Source organism: Tunicatimonas pelagia (assembly GCF_030506325.1).
Classification (GTDB): domain Bacteria; phylum Bacteroidota; class Bacteroidia; order Cytophagales; family Cyclobacteriaceae; genus Tunicatimonas; species Tunicatimonas pelagia.
The window spans coordinates 2,602,795-2,624,409 of sequence record NZ_CP120683.1; the positions used below are offsets into that span (position 1 = coordinate 2,602,795).

Consider the following 21,615-nt stretch of genomic DNA (forward strand, 5'->3'; position numbering starts at 1 on the left):
TTTTGCATTATTTTCTCGCAAAATTAACGTGAACTACGAATTAAGATAGGCTATAAGTGCTGTTTCTGGGGAAAGCTTGCTGTTTGAGCGCAGCGAGTTTCAAGATTTCCTAGATTTTTGTTTACTTTTCATCGATGGAAAAGTAAAAGCCCGCCCGGCTTAAGGGCAGAGCATTGAAGATCAAGCACTTACAATACTCCATTGATAAGTTGTAATCCATAGTTCACGTAAAATTAAGGCGTTCTTCCCCGCCAAATTTCTACCCACCCGGTGTAACCTTCGCCATTAGGTAAGTTCAGACGGTAGAAATACAGCCCATCAGGGTATTCTCCTCCATCCCAGAAATTTTCCTCAGTGTAAGCGTCTGATTCAAACACCTTATTACCCCAACGGCTAGTAATGATGATTGTCGCCTTATCGTCGTCGGAGGTAAACCTGTCCAGATTAATTACCCGAAAAGTATCATTGTCACCGTCGCCATTGGGTGTAAAAATATTAGGAATGTACAAATCTGCCGTGTAGTTGACCGACACGATGTAGGGCCTCACACAGCCCAACTGATCCCGAATTTCTATCTGGTAGGTACCTAACGTTTGGTCCATAAATACGTGCTGGAAAGGGTTGATTGCCGGATTGTCGTTCACTACCTCTACCCAGTCTTGAGAATTACCCGCCGGGTCTACGGCAATGCGTACTTCGTAAGGAGCTACTCCCCCGCGGATGTCATTAACCTCAATGTTACCGTAAGGATACTCAACCGTAGCAATCACATCTTCGGGCACATCAGCTTCCAGGGGCGAGGTCGGTCCTTCTATTCGGAATGTTTCTGAGCGAATGCGGCTCACCCGATCGCAATTACCTTGCTGTTGCTCCAGTTCAATCTGATAATCTCCTGGCTGCAACTGCTCGAAGGTATAACTCAGCGGCAATCGATTAAAGGTTGCCTGATCAATCGCATCTAGTTGGTCTACCCGGTAGAGTAAGAATCTGAGCGAAAGACCATCTACCGCCTGGATACTATCTACCGTTACCGAACCAAACTCACCAAAACAGGTGATGCTCTGCGGACGAGCCGCAAAAGCGAGCGCATCTTCTCCGGTTCCGGGAACAGGTACTGTCTCTGTCTTCGGACAAGCATTCTCATCGCGGGAGGCTACTGTTATCTGATAACTTTGCCCGGTAGACAATCCCGCGAGCGTAGCGGAAGTTTCGCTAATATCGATAAGTGTAGTACTGATTGTGTCGTTACCGAATACGGCGTATACATCATAGGGAGCCGAAGCGGCTGAGAATAGCGTATCTATGGTTACAGTAAGGTCAGCCGTTTGGTCAGGATCATCGCAGTCGGGCAGAATACTCTCGGTAGTGAAGACAATTCCATTATCGCCCACCCGAGCCGAAGCACTACAATTATCCCTGCCATCTTCGGTAACTACCGTGTAAATGTAGCGACCGATAGGAACATCCGTAAAGGTCACTGACCCTAGCCCGGTTTCAGTACGCACAATACCATCCGATGATTGAATCGTAAACGTATACTCTTCGCTTTCACCCCCTTGTACTGTCAGTTCCAGCACTCCAGTGCTAGCTCCGCATTCGGTTAAAGTGGTACTAGGAATAACAAGTCGGCCATCGAGTGAACAAGTCGTTATCGTAGTATCCCCGCCTACTATCGAGCAGTTGTTGGGGACGAATGTTCGGATACTAGCTAATGTATCAGCATTTGCACTTTCATCAAATACATATAAAGCAATGCGATAGTCTCCTGACTCCAGATTCGTAAAGGTATTACTCCCCGGTGGTTCTCGTAAGAAGTCGTTATATACCTCCTCAATACCATCATCATTCGTACGGAACATTACATACTCCGGGGTAATGTCATCTAAGCAGCCATCTGGTATTTCTAGTGAGATAGCTCCCGCTGTGGTACAGGTTTCTGCTTGAACACTTACTTCAATTTCGTTTTGTACTCCAACTTGCACCTCAATAGTATCTCTCGGCGTACAGGTTAGCCCAGCAAACCTGTCTTCAATAATTACTCGGTAGTTTCCAGCCAATACCGTATCCGGGTCAAACACGACAAAACCAATTCCGGTAAGGTCGGAGGAAGTTGAATCCCAAGGAGATAGTATGGTAAGATCGTCTAACGACTGATAGCGGAAGCGGAACCGACTAGGTGGCGCAATGGAAGATGTTTCGGTAAATACCTGAATCTGACCATCCTCAGCTCCAATACAACTAGCATCGGTAGGCACTACATTGAAGGCCGCCAAATCAAATCCGCAGCCACACAAATTGGTTGGGGTGACTGTGTACGTTACTTCGGCAGTATCGGTGCAAGCAGCAGCGTTAGTAGTTAACACAAATACGGTTTGATTATTTGCCACCACATAGCTGCTAGCCGAAGCGGTAATATCGTTGGTAAGCCCGGGGTCGCTAAACCATTGGTAGGTTACTCCAGCATCTCCGTTAACATCGCCTTGCAGTTCGGTTAAATCAACCGTGGCTAAATTACTACCGTCGCTATCCTCGCAAATAGCCGGAGGCGTTTGATCCATTGCTACCGGAACTGCAGCAATCTCAATTGCCAAAGTCATAACGTCTGAGCAAGGCCCATCCGTATCGTAGGTTACAGTATGAGAGGACGCTGTGGAAGCCAATAGATTGATCTCTCCACTGGCAGCATCTATCACCAGACCCGTTGTGCCCGAGAAAGTACCTCCGGTATTTCCAACGATGGTAGCAGTTGGATTAGTAGGCTCGTTCTGGCAGAATACGGTTACCCCGCCATAGTTGAAGTCAGCTATTTCTTCGGCATTAATGGTTACTTCAATCGTGCTATCCGTTTGGCAAGTACCTCCGGTAGTATACGTGATATTGTGCGTACCTATACTCGAGCCAGCCACATTAACTACGCCGGTATTACTATCAATTAGTAACGTGGCACTGCTAAACGTACCGGGAGGAATCGTAGGGTTATCAACAGTTGGGGAAGGATCGGCTTGTCCTTTGCAGAAGCTAGTGCTAGCGTAGCTGAAACTGGGGTCATCATCGTCTAAAATCTCTATTGAGGAGGTTTGCGTATCATTACAACTACCTGAGATAATCTCATTTTCTACGGTGTAGGTTCCAGAATTGGAGGCGGATAGATCAACTTCTCCAGTTGTAGCATTGATAATCAGCCCAGCAGGTGATGCAGTAAATGTTCCAGCACTGGCTCCAGGAGGAAACGCTGGAGTTGGATCAATATCTCCTTGACAGTACGGACCAACCGCATAGCTAAAGGTTGCATTAGCTGTACTAGCAATTGTTACACTGAAGGTTTCGCTGGTTGGGCATGGCCCAGTATTGAAGCTATACGTAATTAGGTATGGCCCACCAACCGTACTAGCTACTAAATCAATCTCACCCGTAGTCACGTCATCAAATACTATTCCCGGATCAGCGGTAAATGTACCTCCGGGAGTTATCACCGATGGTGTAGGGTTGGTAGGATCACTTACGCAGTAAGTACCGCTGCTATAGCTAAAGCTAGCATCTGGGGCGGCGTTGATGGTGATAGGAATCGTTTGACTCACTTGGCAGGGGCCATTCGTTTCGTAAGTAACGGAATGAGCACCCGCTGATGCCGTCGCAAGATCAATCTCACCCGTGGCAGTATTAATGGGTAGCCCCGATGTACTAGAGAATGTGCCTCCAGTGGTCCCGCTAATGGTCGCTACTGGGTTTGCATCGTCGGTGCAGAATATGTTTGCCGGGTAGCTAAAGTCTGCGCTTTCTTCCGGTTGAATGGTTACGTCAAACGTTCCGCTGGGTGAGCAGGTTCCTCCGATGGCGTAAGTAACCTCATACGTGCCAGCGTTACTGTTCGCTACCTCAATAACTCCTGTGGTAGCATTGATGACCAACCCGGGCGTACTACTAAACGTACCTCCGGCGGGGGCTACACTCGGAGTAGGATCGCCATCCGTAGGGCAGTAACTATCGGTAGGATAGCTCAAGCTTACCGCTGCGGAGCTAGTCACTGTAACGAAATTTACTTTAGTTTCAGTGCTATCGGTCGCTAATCCTTGATCAATGGTTAGGCTTACTGTAACTGGTCCAGCCACGCTGTAGGTAACGTCATGAAACCCGACTCCAGTAGCAGTTGCCGGACTAGCACCAGCCCCAAAATCCCAGTTGTAGGTAGTAGCTCCCGAAGAAGCATCCTCAAACCGAACCGTTTCACCTACACAAACGGTAGTTGGACTAGCATTGAAGTTAGGCACCGGTCCGGTTGAGCAGTCGTTAACGACTACTTGCTCGGTAGCAGTGCTAATGCAGCCGTTGGCGTTGGTAAATTCGTAGGTAATGGTGTGGGTTCCTACGGTGGCGATGGCTGGGTCAAAATCTGCCGTTCCGTTGCCATTATCAGTAATGCCCGGCCCAGTGAAGGTTCCGCCACCCAAACCAGGATTGATGTTTACTGCGCCATCGGTTTCGCAGTAGGCGTTGTTTAGCCCGGAAATGCTTACCGGGGTAATTGCGTTGACCGTGTAACTTACCGTGGCGACACTGATACAACTTCCGTCGCTAACCTCCGCGTAGAGCGTGGTACTACTGTTCACCGAAGCTACAGTAGGGTCAGCTACCTGAGTAGTTAAGGTAGCTTCAGTATACCAAGTAAAGGCAGAACCAGCTCCGCCATCAATAGCAGATTGTAAAGCAAGGTCAGTTAAGTCTACCGTAGCAGTACCACTACCTTCGGTATCTTCGCAGACTGCTAAGTTTTGATCAGTTACAGCGGGTAAGCTACGGACGGTATAGGTAACTTCAGCCACATTGGTGCAGCCGTTTTCTGTCACTTGAGCGTATACAATATCCCCATCGTTTACAGAAAAGCTAGTAGGAGCAGGAATTTGAGAAGCTAATGTATTGTCTTCAAACCAATCAATGGTAGCTCCCGCTCCACCGTTGATGGATAGTTCCAGAGCGGTCAAGTCTACGATGGCTTCTCCGGGGGTGCCAGCGTCTTCACAAACTACGGGAGTTTGGTCGGTAGCTGTCGGTGCCGTACGGGTAGCAAATGATGCTACTGCCGTAGTATTCCCATCACCGCATAAGCCAATAGAAGTAATACGGTAGTCATACGTCTGGCCAATATCTAGCCCGGTGAAGGTATAGGTAGTACCGGAAACTGTTTGAGGAGTAGTAGTCACAAAACCATCGTCTGATGCTTCTACCCGATAATTCAACGCACCGGTTGCTGCATCCCAAGTCAGGCGGAATCCATCGCAGGTAGGATTATCAGCAATTACATTGGTGGGTGCTACTACAGTACCGCCTAAGGTAGTGACGCTAATGGTATCAGAATTGACCGAAATACCGCAACTGGTCTCGGTACGAACCCGGTAAAAGTATTCAGTTCCGGACGAGATACCCAGATTGACAACTAAAAACGTATCGGTAGGTACGACTTCATTATTATAATCCGCCAGAATGCTAGTAAAGTCAACATCGTTAGCCACGTCAATGAAGTAGTTGGTAGCTCCGGTTACGGATACCCAGCGAGCGGTAAACGCATCGCAGGCAATGCCGGCAGCCGAGGTGGCCGTGGTGGCCGGAGCACCTTCGGTGGTTACAGTGATGGTATCGGAGTTATCAGAAACACAACCACTAAGTACGGATCGTACTCGGTAGAAGTAATCAGTTTCAGGAGAGAGTCCGGTTACGTTTAGCTGGAAAGTTCCAGCGGGAACGTCTTCGTTCTCGTAACCAGTAACAAAGGTTCCCAGACCAAAATTAGCATCAGTCGCTACATCTACCCGGTATTCGGCACCAGATACCTCATCCCACTGAATAGTAAAGGTATTGCAGGTAATGGAGGGTAATGGTGTTTGGGCATTAGGACCAGTTGCCAGAGGAGGGTCAAAGAGTTCATACGTCTCATCCACCGTACATCCGGTAATATCATCAGTCACTACTATTTGGTACTCACCAACTCCCCGGGTAATAATGGTAGAAGTTTCCCCAGATAGTGCTACACTTCCTTGAAACCACTGAAAAGAATACGTTCCACTTCCTCCTGCTACCGAAACCTCAATAGTACCGTCGGTATTACCAACACAGCTTGGGTCAGTCTGATTTACTAACGTAATTACCGGAGTAGCTATAGCTGCAATAACCACGGTATCACCGGTGCGACAAGCTTCGTTACTTGTAACATTGGATACCTCAATGTAGTAAGTCCCAGCCGCCAAGTTAGTTCCAGCCGTAGATACAGAATACTGATAAGTGGCTGCGTTCCCTATGAATGGGCTTGATTCGTCAATTTGCACCCCAAGGCTGTCGTATACCCGTACTAAATATTGATCGCCTGAAGCTGGAATAGATACTTCAATGTCGCCTGTAGCTGATCCATCGCAACTGGCGGTAGTGGTTACTTCAACGTTAGGGGTAGCTCCTTCAGTATTTAAATCCAGATTACCAATTACAGCTACAACGGTAGTATCACAGTTTGTATCGTCATCCGTTACAGTCAATGTATAGATGCCACCAGCTATCCCAAAACCAAGACCTCCATTGAGGTATGGATCAGTTTCGTTGATAGGATTACCATTCCAATCGTTGCCTGCCCATAAATAGCTGTAATTGCCACTTCCTCCACTGACACTCACTTCATAACTGCCAAAGTAACTACCACCGCTTCCGGTGCAATCTGCATTATCATACCTATCAGGAGCATTACGCGTGTGGGTTACTACTAATGGATCGGTGAAATCTATCTCTACTTCATCAGTGGCCGGCGGGCAAGCCCCGTTGTCTATTTCCCATTGGAAAGTATAGCGACCAGGAATATCTACCGTAACGGTAGCAGTTGGTGAAGTAGGATCATCAAAAGATACAGTAGTTGACCCGGGTGCCGGAGCAGTAACGGTCCAAGTACCAGTACCCGCCCCAGGGGTATTTCCGGTAAGTTGGTATTCAAGAGTACACGATGCACCATCGGCTCCAGCATTGACAACAGGTGCGTCAGAGATGGTTAAATCAAAAGTAGCAGGACTGGCACAGGTAGTACTCGAGGTGTAGGTAACTGTATAATTACCCGCAGTACTATTTTCTATATCAATAGCCCCGGTCGTAGCATTAATAGATAGTCCTGCGCCAGCTGAAAATGAGCCGCTTACCGGACTTGGACTGGTAGGCGATGTAGTTGCCCCGGGCAGTTTACAAAAATCTGATGCCGGATAAGTAAGGGTAGAAGCAGCCGGATCAGTGATAGTAACGCTGATCGTACTATCGGTATTGCAAGTACCTGGTGCGAAATAGGTAACATTGTAAATACCCGCTGTACTGGCCGAAAGATCAATAGCACCCGCTCCAGTTCCGTTGGGTACGATGGACAAACCGGCGGGAATAGCTGAAAAGGAACCACCGGCATCTCCGGTAATGGTCACTGTAGGATTAGCATCCGTTCGGCAAAAAGTGGTTGCCCCGCCGTAGTTAAAACCTGGGTCGCTTGGATTGGTAATGGTTAGAGAGACTGTATGGCTATCGTTGCAAGTAAGGTTACCGACTTCGTAGGTAATAAAATACGTAGTACCCAGTGTTCCACTGGTTAAATCTATCTCTCCGGTGGTGGCATCAATAGTTAAGCCACCGCTAGCACTATACATTCCGCCCGCAGTAGGTGGCAATGTGTTAGGCGAGACAGTACCCGTTGGACAGTAATCCGTATTGTCGTAGGTGAAAGTAGCATCCGGGGCGTTAGTTACCGTCAGTTCAGCTGCGCTAGAGGTAGTCGAGCACCCATTGGCATCAGTAACTACAACCTGATACTGGTTACCCGATTGGGTCAGGGTAGCCCCGTTCACGATCAGTGAAGGATTGGTCTCCCCTACTAAATCGGCAAAGCCACCGCCGTTATCTTCCTGCCATTGAAACGTAAGGCCGCTGCCCGAAGCTACTACATTAAATGTAGCATCTTGACCCGTACAAACAGTTTGGTCAGTAGGCTGAGTGGTAACCTGCGGATTAGGCACCGTTAGCGTGGCACTAGCAGAAGTGATGTCACAACCTTCGTCGCTGGTAACGACCACCTGATACTGATTACCCGACTGCGCTAAGGTTACCCCGAATACGTTAAGTGAAGAACCCGTTTCCCCGGCTAAATCGGCAAAGCCACCTCCGGTATCTTCCTGCCACTGGTAGGTTAAACCCGTACCCGTAGCGGCTACGGTAAACGTGGCATTCTGGCCTTCGCAGACTGCCTGATCGGCAGGGTCGGTATTTACAGTAGGTAACGGATTTACAGTTACTAGCACCGAACGAGTAATAGTTTGTCCAGCTCCATCTTCAACAGTCACTTGAAAGGTGGTAGTAGCTGTTGGCGTAGCAATAGGAGTAGTGCTTTCATCATCATCTAGCAATGCGGCGTTATCCCAAGTAATGGTGTAAGTACCGTCGCCACCCGAGGGTACCACCTCTAGCTGGGTACTTTCGCCCTCGCATATTTCATTAGGCGTAGCAGAAACAGTCGCCAATAGCGGGCCACCGGTTACGCCTATCTGCACAATGTCGATATCAGTACATAATGTTGACAGGTCAGTAACCGTGAGTATAAAATTGGTAGTTGCCCGCAGATTTTTTGTTTGTGGATTCTGGGCAGTCTCCATTAGTGGATTTTGTAGAGAATCTACTGGCTCCCAGCGATAGCTATACGAACCCGGGCCACCACTAGCCGAACCCACCAGTTGAATGTTGGTGTCAAAAGCAATATTCTGATCGGCTCCAGCATCAGCGGTGACGGAATTCACCACCACTTCGGTAGAGCCACTGGCCGCTACCGTGCAGCCATTAGCATCTACTACGTTGCCCACCAAATTGTATGTGGTAGTAGTAATCGGACTTACTGGAATAGCTTGACCACTGTTGTAACCCGTAAGGGTACCAATGCCATTGTCAAGAGTAATAGTGTACGGCTGAGCACCACCGTTAATGGTAACTTGTAAATTGGCATTTTCTCCGGCGCAAATATCCCCATCATCGCTCAGCGAAGTACTGGTTGGCCCTTCGTTGACAGTAACGGCAGGAGTTTGAGTGAGCTGAGCATCAGTACAAATGCCCCCATTGCTGACCAATACATTGAATGTCTGGTTGGCCGTCAACGTACCCGTCGGTAAGTTAATGTCAGCCCCGGTTCCCGCAACTACTGAACCGATCAACGAGTCATCCGCATCGTTTCGTAACTGGTAGGTGTAGCCAGTCTGTGAACCACGCACAATCACATTAGTACCACCACCCGAACATACCTCAGTGTCCTGCATCTCTACCGTTAGGCTCACATCCGGATTCTCCGCCACCGTTACACTCACCGTCTGGGTTAGCTCTACCGGAGGACAGCTTCCGTTATCAGCTAGCACATTGAAAGTAATATCCCCGGTTAGGTTGCCTGTCGGCAAGTTCAGGTCACTTCCCGTACCGGGTACAGCGACACCAATCAAAGAATCATCCGCATCGTTACGAAGTTGGTAGTCTACGCCTAGCTCACTGTTGACTACTACAATGTTGGTGCTACCGTTCTCACAAATTGTTGGATCATCAGCACTCACCCCTAGGCTAATATTCGGCGAGGACTCAACGGTGACCTGAGCGGTATTTGTCAGCTCAGTTTCGGGGCAGGTAGTGTTGCTTACCGTTACCTCAAAGTTAGTAGTAGCGGTAAGATTTCCAGTGGGTAAGCTGATCTGACCGCCGTTGCCTATTACTGCAGAGCCAATAGCACTGTTATCAGCTGCGTTACGAAGCTGATAGCTAAATCCGTTTTCCGTGCCATCTACTAAAATACTGGTTCCGGTACCAGAGCAAATCGTAGCATCTTGGGCAGTTACGGTGAGAGTCAACACTGGCGGGGGCACCACAGTAATAGTAGCCGAACCACTTCCGGCGACGGTACAGCCATTCGCATCAGTTATGTTACCTACTAAATTATATGTAGTGGTAGCCGTAAGTGCGGGAGTTGGAATTGGGTTACCGCTATTATAGTTATTTACTACCCCAATGCCGTTATCTATCTCAATAGTGTACGGTCCGGTACCCCCACTAATTGTTACTAACAAGTTGGCAGTTTCCCCTTCGCAGATAGTATTGTCACCTGATAGTTCGGCTAAAGTCGGTGGATCGTTAACCGTTACGGTAGCAGAACCCGTTCCAGTAACGGTACAGCCATTCGCATCAGTAACACCTCCCACAATGGTGTACGTAGTGGTAGTAGTCGGGCTAACTGAAATAGCATCGGTGCCATTGTGACCAGTAAATGAGGTTCCGTCGCTTAAGGTAAAATCATAAGGACCCGTACCGCCACTAATATTCACAGCAAGACTAGCGGTGCTACCATTGCAAATACTACCTCCACCCGACAGCACTGCTGACGTAGGCCCTTGGTTGACGGTAACGGCAGGGGTTTGGGTAAGCTGAGCATCAGCACAGATACCCCCATTGCTGACCAGCACCTTGAATGTTTGGTTAGCCGTCAATGCCCCGGTGGGCAGGGAAAGATCTCCCCCCGTGCTAGTAATAGCCGTTCCAAGCAATGCACTGGTCACATTGTCCCGCAACTCATACGTATACCCACTCTGCGAACTACGCACAATCACATTGGTACCACTACCCGAACATACTTCATTATCTTGCATCTCTACCGTCAAACTCACATCAGGGTTTTCGGCGACTGTCACACTCACTGTTTGGGTCAGTTCTACCGGAGGACAGCTTCCGTTATCGGCCACCACATTGAAAGTCATATCTCCGGTCAGGTTGCCCGTAGGCAAGCCTAAGTCGCCCCCGGTACTAGTCACAGCCGTTCCAATTAGGGAGTCATCGGCATCATTACGGAGCTGGTAGTCTACCCCCGCTTCACTGCCGCTCACTACAATAGTAGTACCTGTGTTCTCACAAATCGCCGGACTAATGGCACTTACCCCCAAACTAATATCCGGTGATGGATCTACCGTGACGGTTGCCGAACCACTTCCAGCTACCGTACAACCATTCGCATCGGTTACGTCGCCCACAATAGTATAGGTAGTAGTAGAAGTAGGAGTCACGCTAACAAAGTCGCCGTTACTGTATCCGCTTACCGGAGTGCCATCGCTTAAGGTGAAGCTGTAGGGAGCAGTACCGTCTACAATTGCTACGGCAAGATTGGTGCTACTGCCCTCACAAATCGTGGCATCGCCCGACAGTGTAGCGGATGACGGGGGCGTATGTAAATTTACCGTAACCAGAGTAGCTAATTCCTGATCGACACAAATGCCGTTGGTTACGAGTACGTTAAAGGTAGTAGCTGCCGCTAAATTACCCGTAGCTAAGCTGATTTGTCCTCCGGTTCCCGCCACCGCCGGAGTGGTGATAATAATATCTCCTGCATCGTTACGAAGTTGGTAAGAATAGCCTACTTCAGTGCCGTCAATTAAAATATTGGTTCCGGTTCCCGGACACACCTCGGGTGAGGCAGCAGTAACCGTTAACGCTAAATCAGGATTGTTGACTACATTAACGGTAGCCGTAGTATTTAACTGCTGAGGCGGGCAAGTAAGATTATCTACCGTTACATTGAATGTGGTAGTCGTAGCTAGATTTCCCGTGGGAAAGGTAAGCCGAGCACCGTCTCCGGTTTGGGTAGGCCCAATAGGGGTAGTACCTTCCCGGAGTTGGTAAATAAATCCATTCTCAGAATTATCTACAAATATATTAGTGCCCGTATTTTCGCAGAGGGTAGCTACTTCGGGCGAAACGGGTAGGGTTACATCAGGAGCCGGAACCACCGTAACCGTGGCGGTATTGGTAAGCTGCTGATCTACGCATAAACCATTAGTGACTAATATGTTGAAAGTAGTTGTCGTGGTTAGGTTTCCGGTAGGAAGATCGATAGTTCCGTTGTTACCAGCTACCGGCCCGCTAATTACGTTGTTTCCAGCATCCCGTAGCGTATAGTTATATCCCGACTCAGAGTTCCCTACCTGAATGTTCGTTCCGGTTCCCGAACAAATTGGGGTGGTTTGAACTGACACCGGCAGACTCAAATCGGGATCATCCACTACCGTAACCGTAATATTATCCGTAGCGGTACAACCGTTATCATCGGTAACGGTATACGCAAGGTTGAAAGTACCTGCGGTAGCTGAATTGAAAGTAGGACCTTGAATGTTAGGATCTGACAGTGAAGCAATATCCCCCGTCCAGCTGTGGGTATACGTTCCCGAACCACCGGCTGGGTTTCCATTAAGCACTAAATCAGTGCTAATACAGACGTTAGCCGGGTCGGGCGAAATGGTGGTGGTAGGAGCCACTCGATTGTCAGGTACGGTGATAGACTCTGTTTCTACACAGCCATTGGCATCACGCACCGAAAGAGTATAGGTATTATGTTCAAGATTAGAAAATATTGGACTAGCCTGGAAGTTCGTACCGTCGATGGAGTACTCGTATGAACCATTCCCTCCGCTAACTGCTCCGGTAGCATCAATACTACCATCAAACGGGGCTATACATCTATTATTACTGTTTATAGCTACAACACCCGTGTTTATCACAATTGCATCAGGTTGAGTAAGGTCAATGTCATCAATTCTTCTCTCACTGCATGATGCTACTAGTATAGGAATACCACTAGAATGGCTGTTAGAAGTTTTAACAATAATTCGATAATTGCCACCAGCTACGGTTTCCGCTGGTAGACCAGAAAAAGTATACTCTGTATCAGTAGTAGAAGGCGAGCTAAGCAAAGGAGTAACTCCCGCCCCTCCTTGATCTAAAACAAGCTCGTATACGAAGGGGGCTTCCCCTCCATCTACTTCTACTGTAATTGATCCATCTGCACCACCATTACAGGTAACATTTTGTATATCTGTTATCGCAATATCATTGAATGGAGTCCCTGTACATTGACCTAATACTTGACTAGTATTTAATAGCCAAGCAAAAAGCACAATAACAAACAGTATACTTCTTTTCATCAGTCTTATTTCAATTCGATATTTAGCACCGCTCGCTTTTGACATATTGCCTGTAGTAGCTGCCCTTTACTTTCGTTACTCGATATGACCTCTACCCGATAAAAAAAGCTAGTATTACCCGGTACATCACGGAAGGTGTATTCTCGCTGATTAGTGGCTGGTGATATGCTTACTTCTTTAGTACCTTTTCCCCGATGATCCGCAACAAGCTTATAAATGTATGGTGGGCTACCCCCTTGTATTCTCACCGATATTTCTCCGCTCTGATCTTCTTGGTTGACTATCTCAGCTTTTTCTAGCACAAATGAAGTAATAGGGTCTCCTAGACACTGCCCTAGCACCCACTGGCTACCCAAACACAATAGGCCAATCAGATATAACTTTTTCATATTTCTAGAAATGACGCTTTCTGCCATTATCGTGGGTTTTAGAGTTTTCTGATTATTATCTTGCACTTTTTGCTTAAAATGGTACACTGCAATTTTTTCTCGTTTTTCGCTGTAAGGCCAGGATATTCTTTAGTGTCCTGGTAAGGAAGGTAGGGTAGTATTATTTATTCCCTCTTTGGGATTAATTGTATTCTGCCAATAAAATTCCACTATTCCGGGTGTTTTCTCTGTACTCTTTTACTAAAAATAGAGTATTCACCTCAGAATAAAAGTGTGATATATTGTGACCCCTTCACTATGATGTACCAAATCAGTGCAACTATAAAAGATTGAGTTACCGGAGTTGACGAATGACAAAAAATGGGAGAAGAACAGGTTTTTGGTAACAAAAAAGGCATCCCCACTCGAGGATGCCTTCGGTACTAAATAATACGTATAAAGTGCTAATTCACCGCCGAGCGAATGTCAGTTGCCACCTGAGCCATTTCCTCGTCGCTTAGATTGAGCTTGGGATTGCTAAAGTTAGCATCGCTCATGCTGTTAATAGGAATAAGGTGAATATGGGCGTGGGGTACTTCCAGACCAATAACCGCGGTAGCAATGCGTTGGCAGTTAATCACTTTCTTAATTCCAATAGCCACTTGCTTGGCAAACAGATTAAGCCGCGTGTACGCCTCATCGTCCAGATCAAAGAGATAGTCAACTTCCTGCTTAGGCACTATCAAGGTGTGGCCTTTAGTGAGCGGACGAATATCCAGAAAAGCAATAGCATGGTCGTTCTCAGCCACAATATGGCCCGGAATTTCCCGATTAATAATTTTGGTGAAGATGCTGGGCATGAACGCTGGTGTTTTGGTGCTAGAGTGTTATTGTGTTAACGTGCTCATGTGCGAATTTACTAAACTTGGGGTTCTGATTACTGAATTTAAAATATGAACCTTCTAACACTACGCACTAAAACACCATAACATTAACTATTTACATTCCACTCACTGAAATATCCAGTACTTCAAACTCCATCGTGCCGGCGGGAGCTTTTACTTCGGCCACCTCACCTACTTTTTTGCCAAGTAGCCCCTTACCAAATGGCGATTTCACCGATATTTTGTTCGCTTTCAAATTCGCTTCTTCTTCCGAAACCAGGGTGTAGGCCACGGTTGCCCCGTTTTTCTTGTTCTTAATTTTTACGGTAGAAAGCACAGAAACTTTAGATGTGTCAATAGAAGATTCATCAATAACTCGAGCATTACCTACCACTTCCTCTAACTTCGATATTTTCAACTCTAATAAGCCTTGAGCATCTTTAGCGGCGTCGTATTCAGCATTTTCGCTCAAGTCACCTTTGTCGCGAGCTTCGGCAATCTGCTTGGCCATGTCGGTTCGCCCCTTGGTTTTCAATTCGTTTAGCTCATCTTTCAGCTTTTGCAGTCCTTCTTTAGTGTAATATGATACTGCCATAATTGATAAAATTTAACATCCACCTACCGAAATAAAAGAACGGCTTACGTAAGTAGCCGTTGTTCGAAGGTCAGACTAACGTTGATAAAAAAAACGCGCCACCCAATGCGGGCAGAGCGTCACGCAAAAATAAGGAAATAGACTGATTCTTCAAACCGCGATTCTTGGAAAGAAAGTTCCCAACTTACGGGTTTTAGGTGGCAGATTATACGTTCTGGGTTTTGGAAACTTTCAACTTGAAAGTTTCCAACATTAGTTTCTTATTCCAATGTAGTTAAATGGAGAAATAGCCTGTAGCTCTTGCCTCACAGAATCGTCCACTTCTAGCGAGTCGATAAATTGTTTAATATCTGCTTCCGAAATTTGGGTTTTACCCCGAGTGAGTGACTTCAGAGCTTCGTAGGGTTGGGGATAACCCTCGCGCCGTAAGATGGTTTGAATGGCTTCGGCTACTACCGCCCAGTTTTCTTCCAGATCGTCGTGCAAAGCAGCTTCGTTTACTTCAATTTTATTCAGCCCTTTTAGCAACGACTGAAACGCAATCAGTATATGCCCCAACGGAACGCCCAAGTTACGCAACACGGTAGAATCCGTTAGATCGCGCTGTAAGCGGGAAATTGGAAGCTTCTCAGCCAAATGAATTAATAGCGCATTGGCAATTCCCAAGTTACCTTCGGCATTCTCAAAATCAATGGGATTCACTTTGTGGGGCATGGCTGATGAACCCACTTCGTTTTCCACCACTTTTTGCTTCAAATATCCCATCGATATGTACTGCCAAATATCCCGGCTAAAGTCAATCAGAACAATGTTGATTCGCTTGAGTGCATCGAGCAGAGCCGCCAAATGATCGTAGTGCTCAATTTGAGTAGTGGGAAAGCTTCGTTGTAAACCCAAGGTTTCATTCACAAATTTTTCAGCAAATGCATTCCAATCTTGGTCAGGGTAGGCTACTACGTGGGCGTTCATATTGCCGGTTGCCCCACCAAATTTAGCCGCAAACGGTACCGATTTGAGCAAAGTTAGTTGCTGCTGCAATCGTTCGTGAAAAACTAGCCACTCTTTCCCGAAGGTAGTAGGTGAAGCTGGCTGACCGTGGGTGCGGGCCAGCATGGGCAGGTTGCTCCAGGTAGCGGCTTGTTTCTCAACTCTGTTCAGCACATCATCCAACAACGGCTGATACACTTGCTGCACGGCATCGCGCAAGCTTAGTGGAATAGCGGTGTTGTTAATATCCTGCGAAGTAAGTCCAAAGTGAATAAATTCTTTGTAATCGGCTAGCTCCAATGCATCCCAACGATCTTTTAAAAAGTATTCTACCGCCTTCACGTCATGATTGGTCTCCTTTTCCCAATGTTTAATGGCTTGAGCATCTTCTTCGGTAAAGTTTTCTACAACCGCACGCAACTTCGGAAATACTGTGGCATCTATCTCAGCCAACTGGGGCACAGGCAATTCGCACAGCGCGATAAAGTATTCTACTTCTACCAAAACCCGGTAGCGGATAAGTGCGTATTCGGAGAAGTACGGAGCCAGCGAGGTAGTATGCCTTCGGTACCGTCCGTCAATAGGTGAAACTGCGGTGAGGGAAGTTAATTCCATAAGATTAGATTGAAAGTAAATCCAAAACTAGAAATTTGTGCGCGATTTTCCGGTCATCTGTCATAATTTTGGGAAGATTTCAGTCCGAGAGTGTTATAGTGCTTTAGTGCGTAGTGTTACCGTGTTAATGTATTCAAGTACTTTCAATAGTTTCACATTTGAGCTACATAAACATTTAGTGGCTATTCCATAGTGGCTATTCCGAAGTAAACTGAACACTATGACACTTCGCACAATAACACATAAACACTGTAATACCATAACACTTACCAATTGTGAAGTTTAATATTTTCTCAAAGTCCAAGAGTAAAGAAGAACCAGAAGTGAATACACCGACAAAGAAGTCCCGTTCACAAGAGTTAGCCGTTAAAGAAATTATTCGAGAAACTTCAGATGCTGTTACTATCGTATTTGACCAGCCTGACTTGATTTATAAGCCAGGACAATTTCTTACGCTCATACTAGATATTAATGGCGAAGAAGTACGACGCTCGTACTCGCTATCTACCTCGCCTTCTACCGACGAGTACCCAGCCGTTACGGTAAAGCGAGTTGCTTCCGGCAAGGCATCTAATTACTTAAACAATACTTTGCAGCCGGGCAGTACCATTAAAGTACAAGCCCCCGCTGGTACGTTTACTACGGAACCAGATCCCAGCCAATCGCGGCATTTGGTCATGTTCGGGGGCGGAAGCGGCATTACCCCGCTAATGTCGCTAATAAAATCGGTACTGGAGAAGGAGCCTATGTCTAAAGTATCGCTGATCTACGCGAACCGCGATAAAGAGGCCATCATCTTTCGGGAGCATCTACATCAGTTGGAGAGCCGAATGCCCGAGCGATTTCACTTGGCGCACGTCTTAGAAAATATGAACTCCGAATTTACTAGCCACGGCGGACTGATTACTCCAGAGCGGGTGCCGGAACTATTGGCTGATTTACCTTTTTCTGAGGATAAGACCGAATACTTTATGTGTGGCCCCCAGGGAATGATGGAAAACGTGCAACAAGCCCTGAACGAACTTGACGTACCGCCTTCTTTAATTCACAAAGAGAGCTTTGTAGCTGCTACCCCGGCGAAAAAAGAAGAGACTGCCGCCGAAACATCATCGCCTTCCGCCACTTGGGATACTGAAACTACCGTAGGTGCGCTAGGCAATGATAAGATTCCCGTTACGGAAACCCACGAAGTAACCATTATCTTTGAGGGTGAAACGCATCGCTTTGCGGTAGACCCGGACAGCACTATTTTGGAAACAGCGATTGCGCTGGACATCGATTTACCCTATTCTTGCCAGAGCGGTATTTGTACCGCCTGCATGGGCAAATGCATCTCGGGCCGCATGAAACTAGATGAAACTGACGCCCTCACCGAAGATGACCTGAAGGAAGGCTACGTACTCACCTGCGTAGGGCACCCTCTTACCTCTGATGTGACTATTGAAATTGATTAAATTGGTTTCAGGTTTCAAAGTTTAGTGAATACTCACGTCTTCAACCTTTAACTTTCTAAACTTAAAACCTGTAACTTGCAACTGTTCAAACCCCTAAAACCTATATCCCAATCCCCAGAAATAATATGAACACCGACAATATAGCTATCCCGGAAAAGAAAGATAGAACACTATTACCGAATGATTTTACCGTAACTTCTTGGGAGGCACTTAAGCCTTATTATGACAACCTGCTGGAACGTGAGATCAAATCTGCCGCTGACCTTCAGCAGTGGTTTCAGGACCGTAGCGAGCTGGAGGCGGTTATCTCGGAAGATTTAGCTTGGCGTTACATTAAAATGACGTGCGATACTACCGATAACCAGCTCCGAGAAAGCTACACCGAGTTTGTTACCCAAATCCAACCTAAGATTTCCCCGGTAAGTAACGAGCTAAATAAAAAAGCCTTGGCGAGTCCGTACTTGGATGAGCTAAAAAACCTGGGAGGTTACCCAATACTGATTCGGGAACTGGAAAAAGATGCTCAGATTTTCCGGGAAGAGAATATTCCGCTGCAAACCAAAGCCCAGAACGAAGCGCAGAATTTTGGAAAAATCTCCGGAGCCATGACGGTTAAGGTCAATAAGCAGGAAGTAACCCTGCAACAAGCCGCTAACCAGCTACAATCTACTGACCGCAAGGTGCGAAAGAAAGCCTACAAGAAAATTACCAAGCGCCGCCTGGAAGATAAAGACCCGCTGAACGCCTTGTTCACCAAACTCATTAGCCTACGCGACAAAATTGGTAAAAATGCCGGTTTTGATAACTACCGCGACTATAAGTTTACCGAAATGGGACGGTTTGATTATGCCCTACAAGACTGCTTGGATTTTCATAAAGCAGTAGCCGACGAGGTAGTACCCATGCTTAACGATTTAGCTAAGGGCCGTAAGCTCAAGCTAGAAGTAAAACGGCTGCGCCCCTGGGATAAAGCCGTTGACCCTGAGGGAAATCATCCCCTCAAGCCATTCTCAACCGGTAAAGAGCTTACTCAGAAAACGATTGAAGCCTTCGGTAGCTTAGACCCTTATTTGGGAGAGTGTATTGCAGTTATGCGCGAGATGGGTCATTTGGATTTAGAATCGCGCAAGGGAAAAGCCCCCGGTGGTTACAACTATCCATTATCCGAAACTGGCGTACCGTTTATTTTTATGAACGCTACCTCCAACTTGCGCGATATGGTCACCATGATGCACGAAGGTGGGCACGCGGTGCATTCGTTCTTAACTCGCGATTTGGAGCTTACCAATTTCCAGCATACTCCTTCTGAAGTGGCAGAGCTGGCTTCTATGGCGATGGAATTGATTTCGATGGATTATTGGCATCTGTTTTTCGAAGATGAAGAAGATTTGAAGCGGGCTAAACGAGAGCATCTGGAACAAATTATTGAAACATTACCCTGGGTAGCTACCATCGATAAATTTCAGCATTGGGTGTACGAAAACCCAGATCATAATTTAAAGCAGAGAATGGTGGCGTGGAACCGAATATTTGATACCTTCTCGGATAATATTACCGACTGGAGTGGACTGGAAGAAGCTAAAAATCATCTATGGCAAAAACAGCTTCACCTGTACGAAGTACCGTTCTACTACATTGAGTACGGCTTTGCCCAGCTAGGGGCTATTGCGGTTTGGAAAAACTACCGAGATGATCCGAAGAAAGGATTGGAAGGTTATAAAAACGCGCTGAAGCTAGGCTACACCAAAACAATTCCCGAAGTGTACGAAGCGGCTAATATCAAATTTGACTTTAGTCCAACCTACATTAAATCACTGATGAACTTTGTGCGGGAAGAGCTGGATAAGATATGAGCAAGGTTTCTGAGTTACAGGTTTTAAGTTAGAACACACTGATTCTTCAAACCGCGCGGCGGTCGCCTGTAACTTGCTAAACCGGTAACTTAATCATAGTTGGTTATTGCTTCTACAATACGTGCCTTATCTACCGGTTTAGAGAAATAGGCATCAAAGCCCTGATGCAGAAACTTTTCCCGGTCGCCGGGGTTGGCGTAGGAGGTGACGGCAAATACCGGAGTACTTTGGTAAGCGGGCATTTCTTTTAGCTTCTGCATGGTTTGCACCCCGTCCATCTTTCCCTGACCCAAATTAATATCCATCAGTATAAGATCATACTGTTGCTTTTGTATTTGATTCAAGCACTTTTCTCCGTCAACCACTACCACTATTTCAAACTGATCCTCTAACAACTTTGTGAGAACGAAGGCATTTATTCTATCATCTTCTACGTACAGTATCTTTTTCATACTTCTATTTTCTCAATCTCATTTCGTAATAGCGGCAATATGATCTCAAAAGTACTACCCTTCCCCGGTACGCTTTCTACGGAGATAGTTCCCCCCAAAAGTTCACAATATTTTTGGGCAATACAAAGCCCCAAACCTGTTCCTTCAAACTCACGTCCGTGCCCGGTGCTTTCTTGAGTAAAGGGAAGAAACATCTGCGTTCTAAATTTAGGCGAAATACCCCGCCCCATGTCTTTCACTTTAATGAATAAAGCATCTTCTTTCTTCACCCCGGTTTCTATCACTACCTCTCCCTTATCAGTAAATTTAATAGCGTTGTCTACTATGCTGATTAGTATCTGATTGAGCGCGTCTCTGTCAGCCTCACACAGAAGTGATTCTGAACACGGGGCAAAGTGTAAATCGACACCTTTCTGACTAGCCACTGTTTGTAAGACAGCTATATTTTCTTGAATGATCGAGTGAATAGCAATGGGGGTCATTTCTATCACTGCCTTCTCGGTTTCAATGTGCGACAGACGCAAAATGCTACTCATGGTACTCATAAGACGCTCGCTACTTTGCCGTTGTATTGTGAGATACTCCTGAATGCGAGCATCTTGAATCTCAGCCTCTAAAAGTTGATTGATCCCCAAAATACCGTTTAGCGGAGTGCGGATTTCGTGCGACATATTTGCCAAAAAGTTTGACTTGAGCCGACTCGCTTCTTCAGCTTTTTCTTTTGCAACGGCCAGCTCCTGGCTTAATACCATGTACTGCTGAGTGAAATGCTTCTGCTTTTGCAACGCTTTTTCCAGCCCTTCAGCTGACATACGAAACGACAACCTGAAACTCCAAAGTTGTAAGATAATCAACACTAATCCGGTTAGCAATGTCATATATCGTTCAGAAAATGAAATTGATGTCATTGTCAGTGGTGCTACCGGAAGTTTAAATCCGTGATGAAATAAATACTCGCAACTTAATATGGGAAGTATGTTGAGCAGCGTGTAAACTACCGCCCAGCGACGTCCCAAAAAATAGAGTGCGTAAATAATATTGGATATCCCAAACACGTAAGAAAGGCTCTCCACCTGTTGATAGGTAATGAGCAGGGCGATATATAGGTTGATTGTAGATAAAATAATTAAGAAGTGGCTAACGATTTCAATAGATCGGAGAAATCTAACCATCAATAAGGCTAAGATTAATAGAAAAATTATCTCATAAGATTGGAATCCCCCTACGGCGTTTTCTCGCATTACCAGAGTGAGAAGAAACACGAGTGAGATGGTAATAATGATTAGACGAAAGAGCAGAATAATGCGGGCACGCTCAAGAACACTGGGTGCATTCTGCAATAACCTTCCTATAAACCACCTCTCTACATCATGATACATAGCTCGATATGTATGGCACAAATAGTGCCTACG

The 21,615-nt window shown here is 46.4% G+C and carries 9 protein-coding genes; 2 read left to right on the forward strand and 7 right to left on the reverse strand.

All coding sequences use genetic code 11. The features are described 5' to 3' along the window. Positions 1–233: 233 nt before the first annotated feature. The 5 genes from P0M28_RS10985 to purB all read right to left on the reverse strand — a co-directional run bounded on the left by P0M28_RS10985 (position 234) and on the right by purB (position 16,444). Positions 234–12,995, reverse strand: coding sequence for a DUF8696 domain-containing protein (locus P0M28_RS10985; RefSeq protein WP_302209949.1), 12,762 nt, complete (start codon positions 12,993–12,995; stop codon positions 234–236). A 5-nt stretch (positions 12,996–13,000) separates the two neighbouring features. Continuing rightward, positions 13,001–13,384 carry a hypothetical protein gene (locus tag P0M28_RS10990; RefSeq protein ID WP_302209950.1) on the reverse strand — a complete coding sequence of 128 codons (384 nt, stop codon included), beginning with the start codon at positions 13,382–13,384 and terminating at the stop codon, positions 13,001–13,003. 443 nt (positions 13,385–13,827) lie between these two features. Continuing rightward, complete coding sequence (locus P0M28_RS10995) at positions 13,828–14,223, reverse strand: HIT family protein (protein ID WP_302209951.1); 396 nt, start codon at positions 14,221–14,223, stop codon at positions 13,828–13,830. 139 nt (positions 14,224–14,362) lie between these two features. Next, complete coding sequence (gene greA, locus P0M28_RS11000; RefSeq protein WP_436841381.1) at positions 14,363–14,842, reverse strand: transcription elongation factor GreA; 480 nt, start codon at positions 14,840–14,842, stop codon at positions 14,363–14,365. Between the two features lie 252 nt (positions 14,843–15,094). After that, positions 15,095–16,444 (reverse strand): adenylosuccinate lyase, encoded by a 1,350-nt coding sequence (gene purB / locus P0M28_RS11005; RefSeq protein ID WP_302209952.1) that lies wholly within the window; start codon positions 16,442–16,444, stop codon positions 15,095–15,097. A 275-nt stretch (positions 16,445–16,719) separates the two neighbouring features. On the opposite strand from purB, the gene P0M28_RS11010 reads away from it, so the two are divergent. Beyond that, positions 16,720–17,898, forward strand: coding sequence for a ferredoxin--NADP reductase (locus P0M28_RS11010; RefSeq protein WP_302209953.1), 1,179 nt, complete (start codon positions 16,720–16,722; stop codon positions 17,896–17,898). Between the two features lie 125 nt (positions 17,899–18,023). Next, positions 18,024–19,751: a M3 family oligoendopeptidase gene (locus P0M28_RS11015; RefSeq protein WP_302209954.1), complete on the forward strand. Its 1,728-nt coding sequence runs from the start codon at positions 18,024–18,026 to the stop codon at positions 19,749–19,751. A gap of 89 nt (positions 19,752–19,840) precedes the next feature. Here P0M28_RS11015 and P0M28_RS11020 read toward each other — a convergent pair whose 3' ends face one another. Both P0M28_RS11020 and P0M28_RS11025 read right to left on the reverse strand, forming a co-directional pair. Next, positions 19,841–20,203 carry a response regulator gene (locus P0M28_RS11020; RefSeq protein WP_302209955.1) on the reverse strand — a complete coding sequence of 121 codons (363 nt, stop codon included), beginning with the start codon at positions 20,201–20,203 and terminating at the stop codon, positions 19,841–19,843. Beyond that, positions 20,200–21,375, reverse strand: coding sequence for a sensor histidine kinase (locus tag P0M28_RS11025; protein WP_302209956.1), 1,176 nt, complete (start codon positions 21,373–21,375; stop codon positions 20,200–20,202). Before P0M28_RS11025 ends, P0M28_RS11020 begins: the two co-directional genes overlap by 4 nt. Positions 21,376–21,615 lie beyond the last annotated feature (240 nt).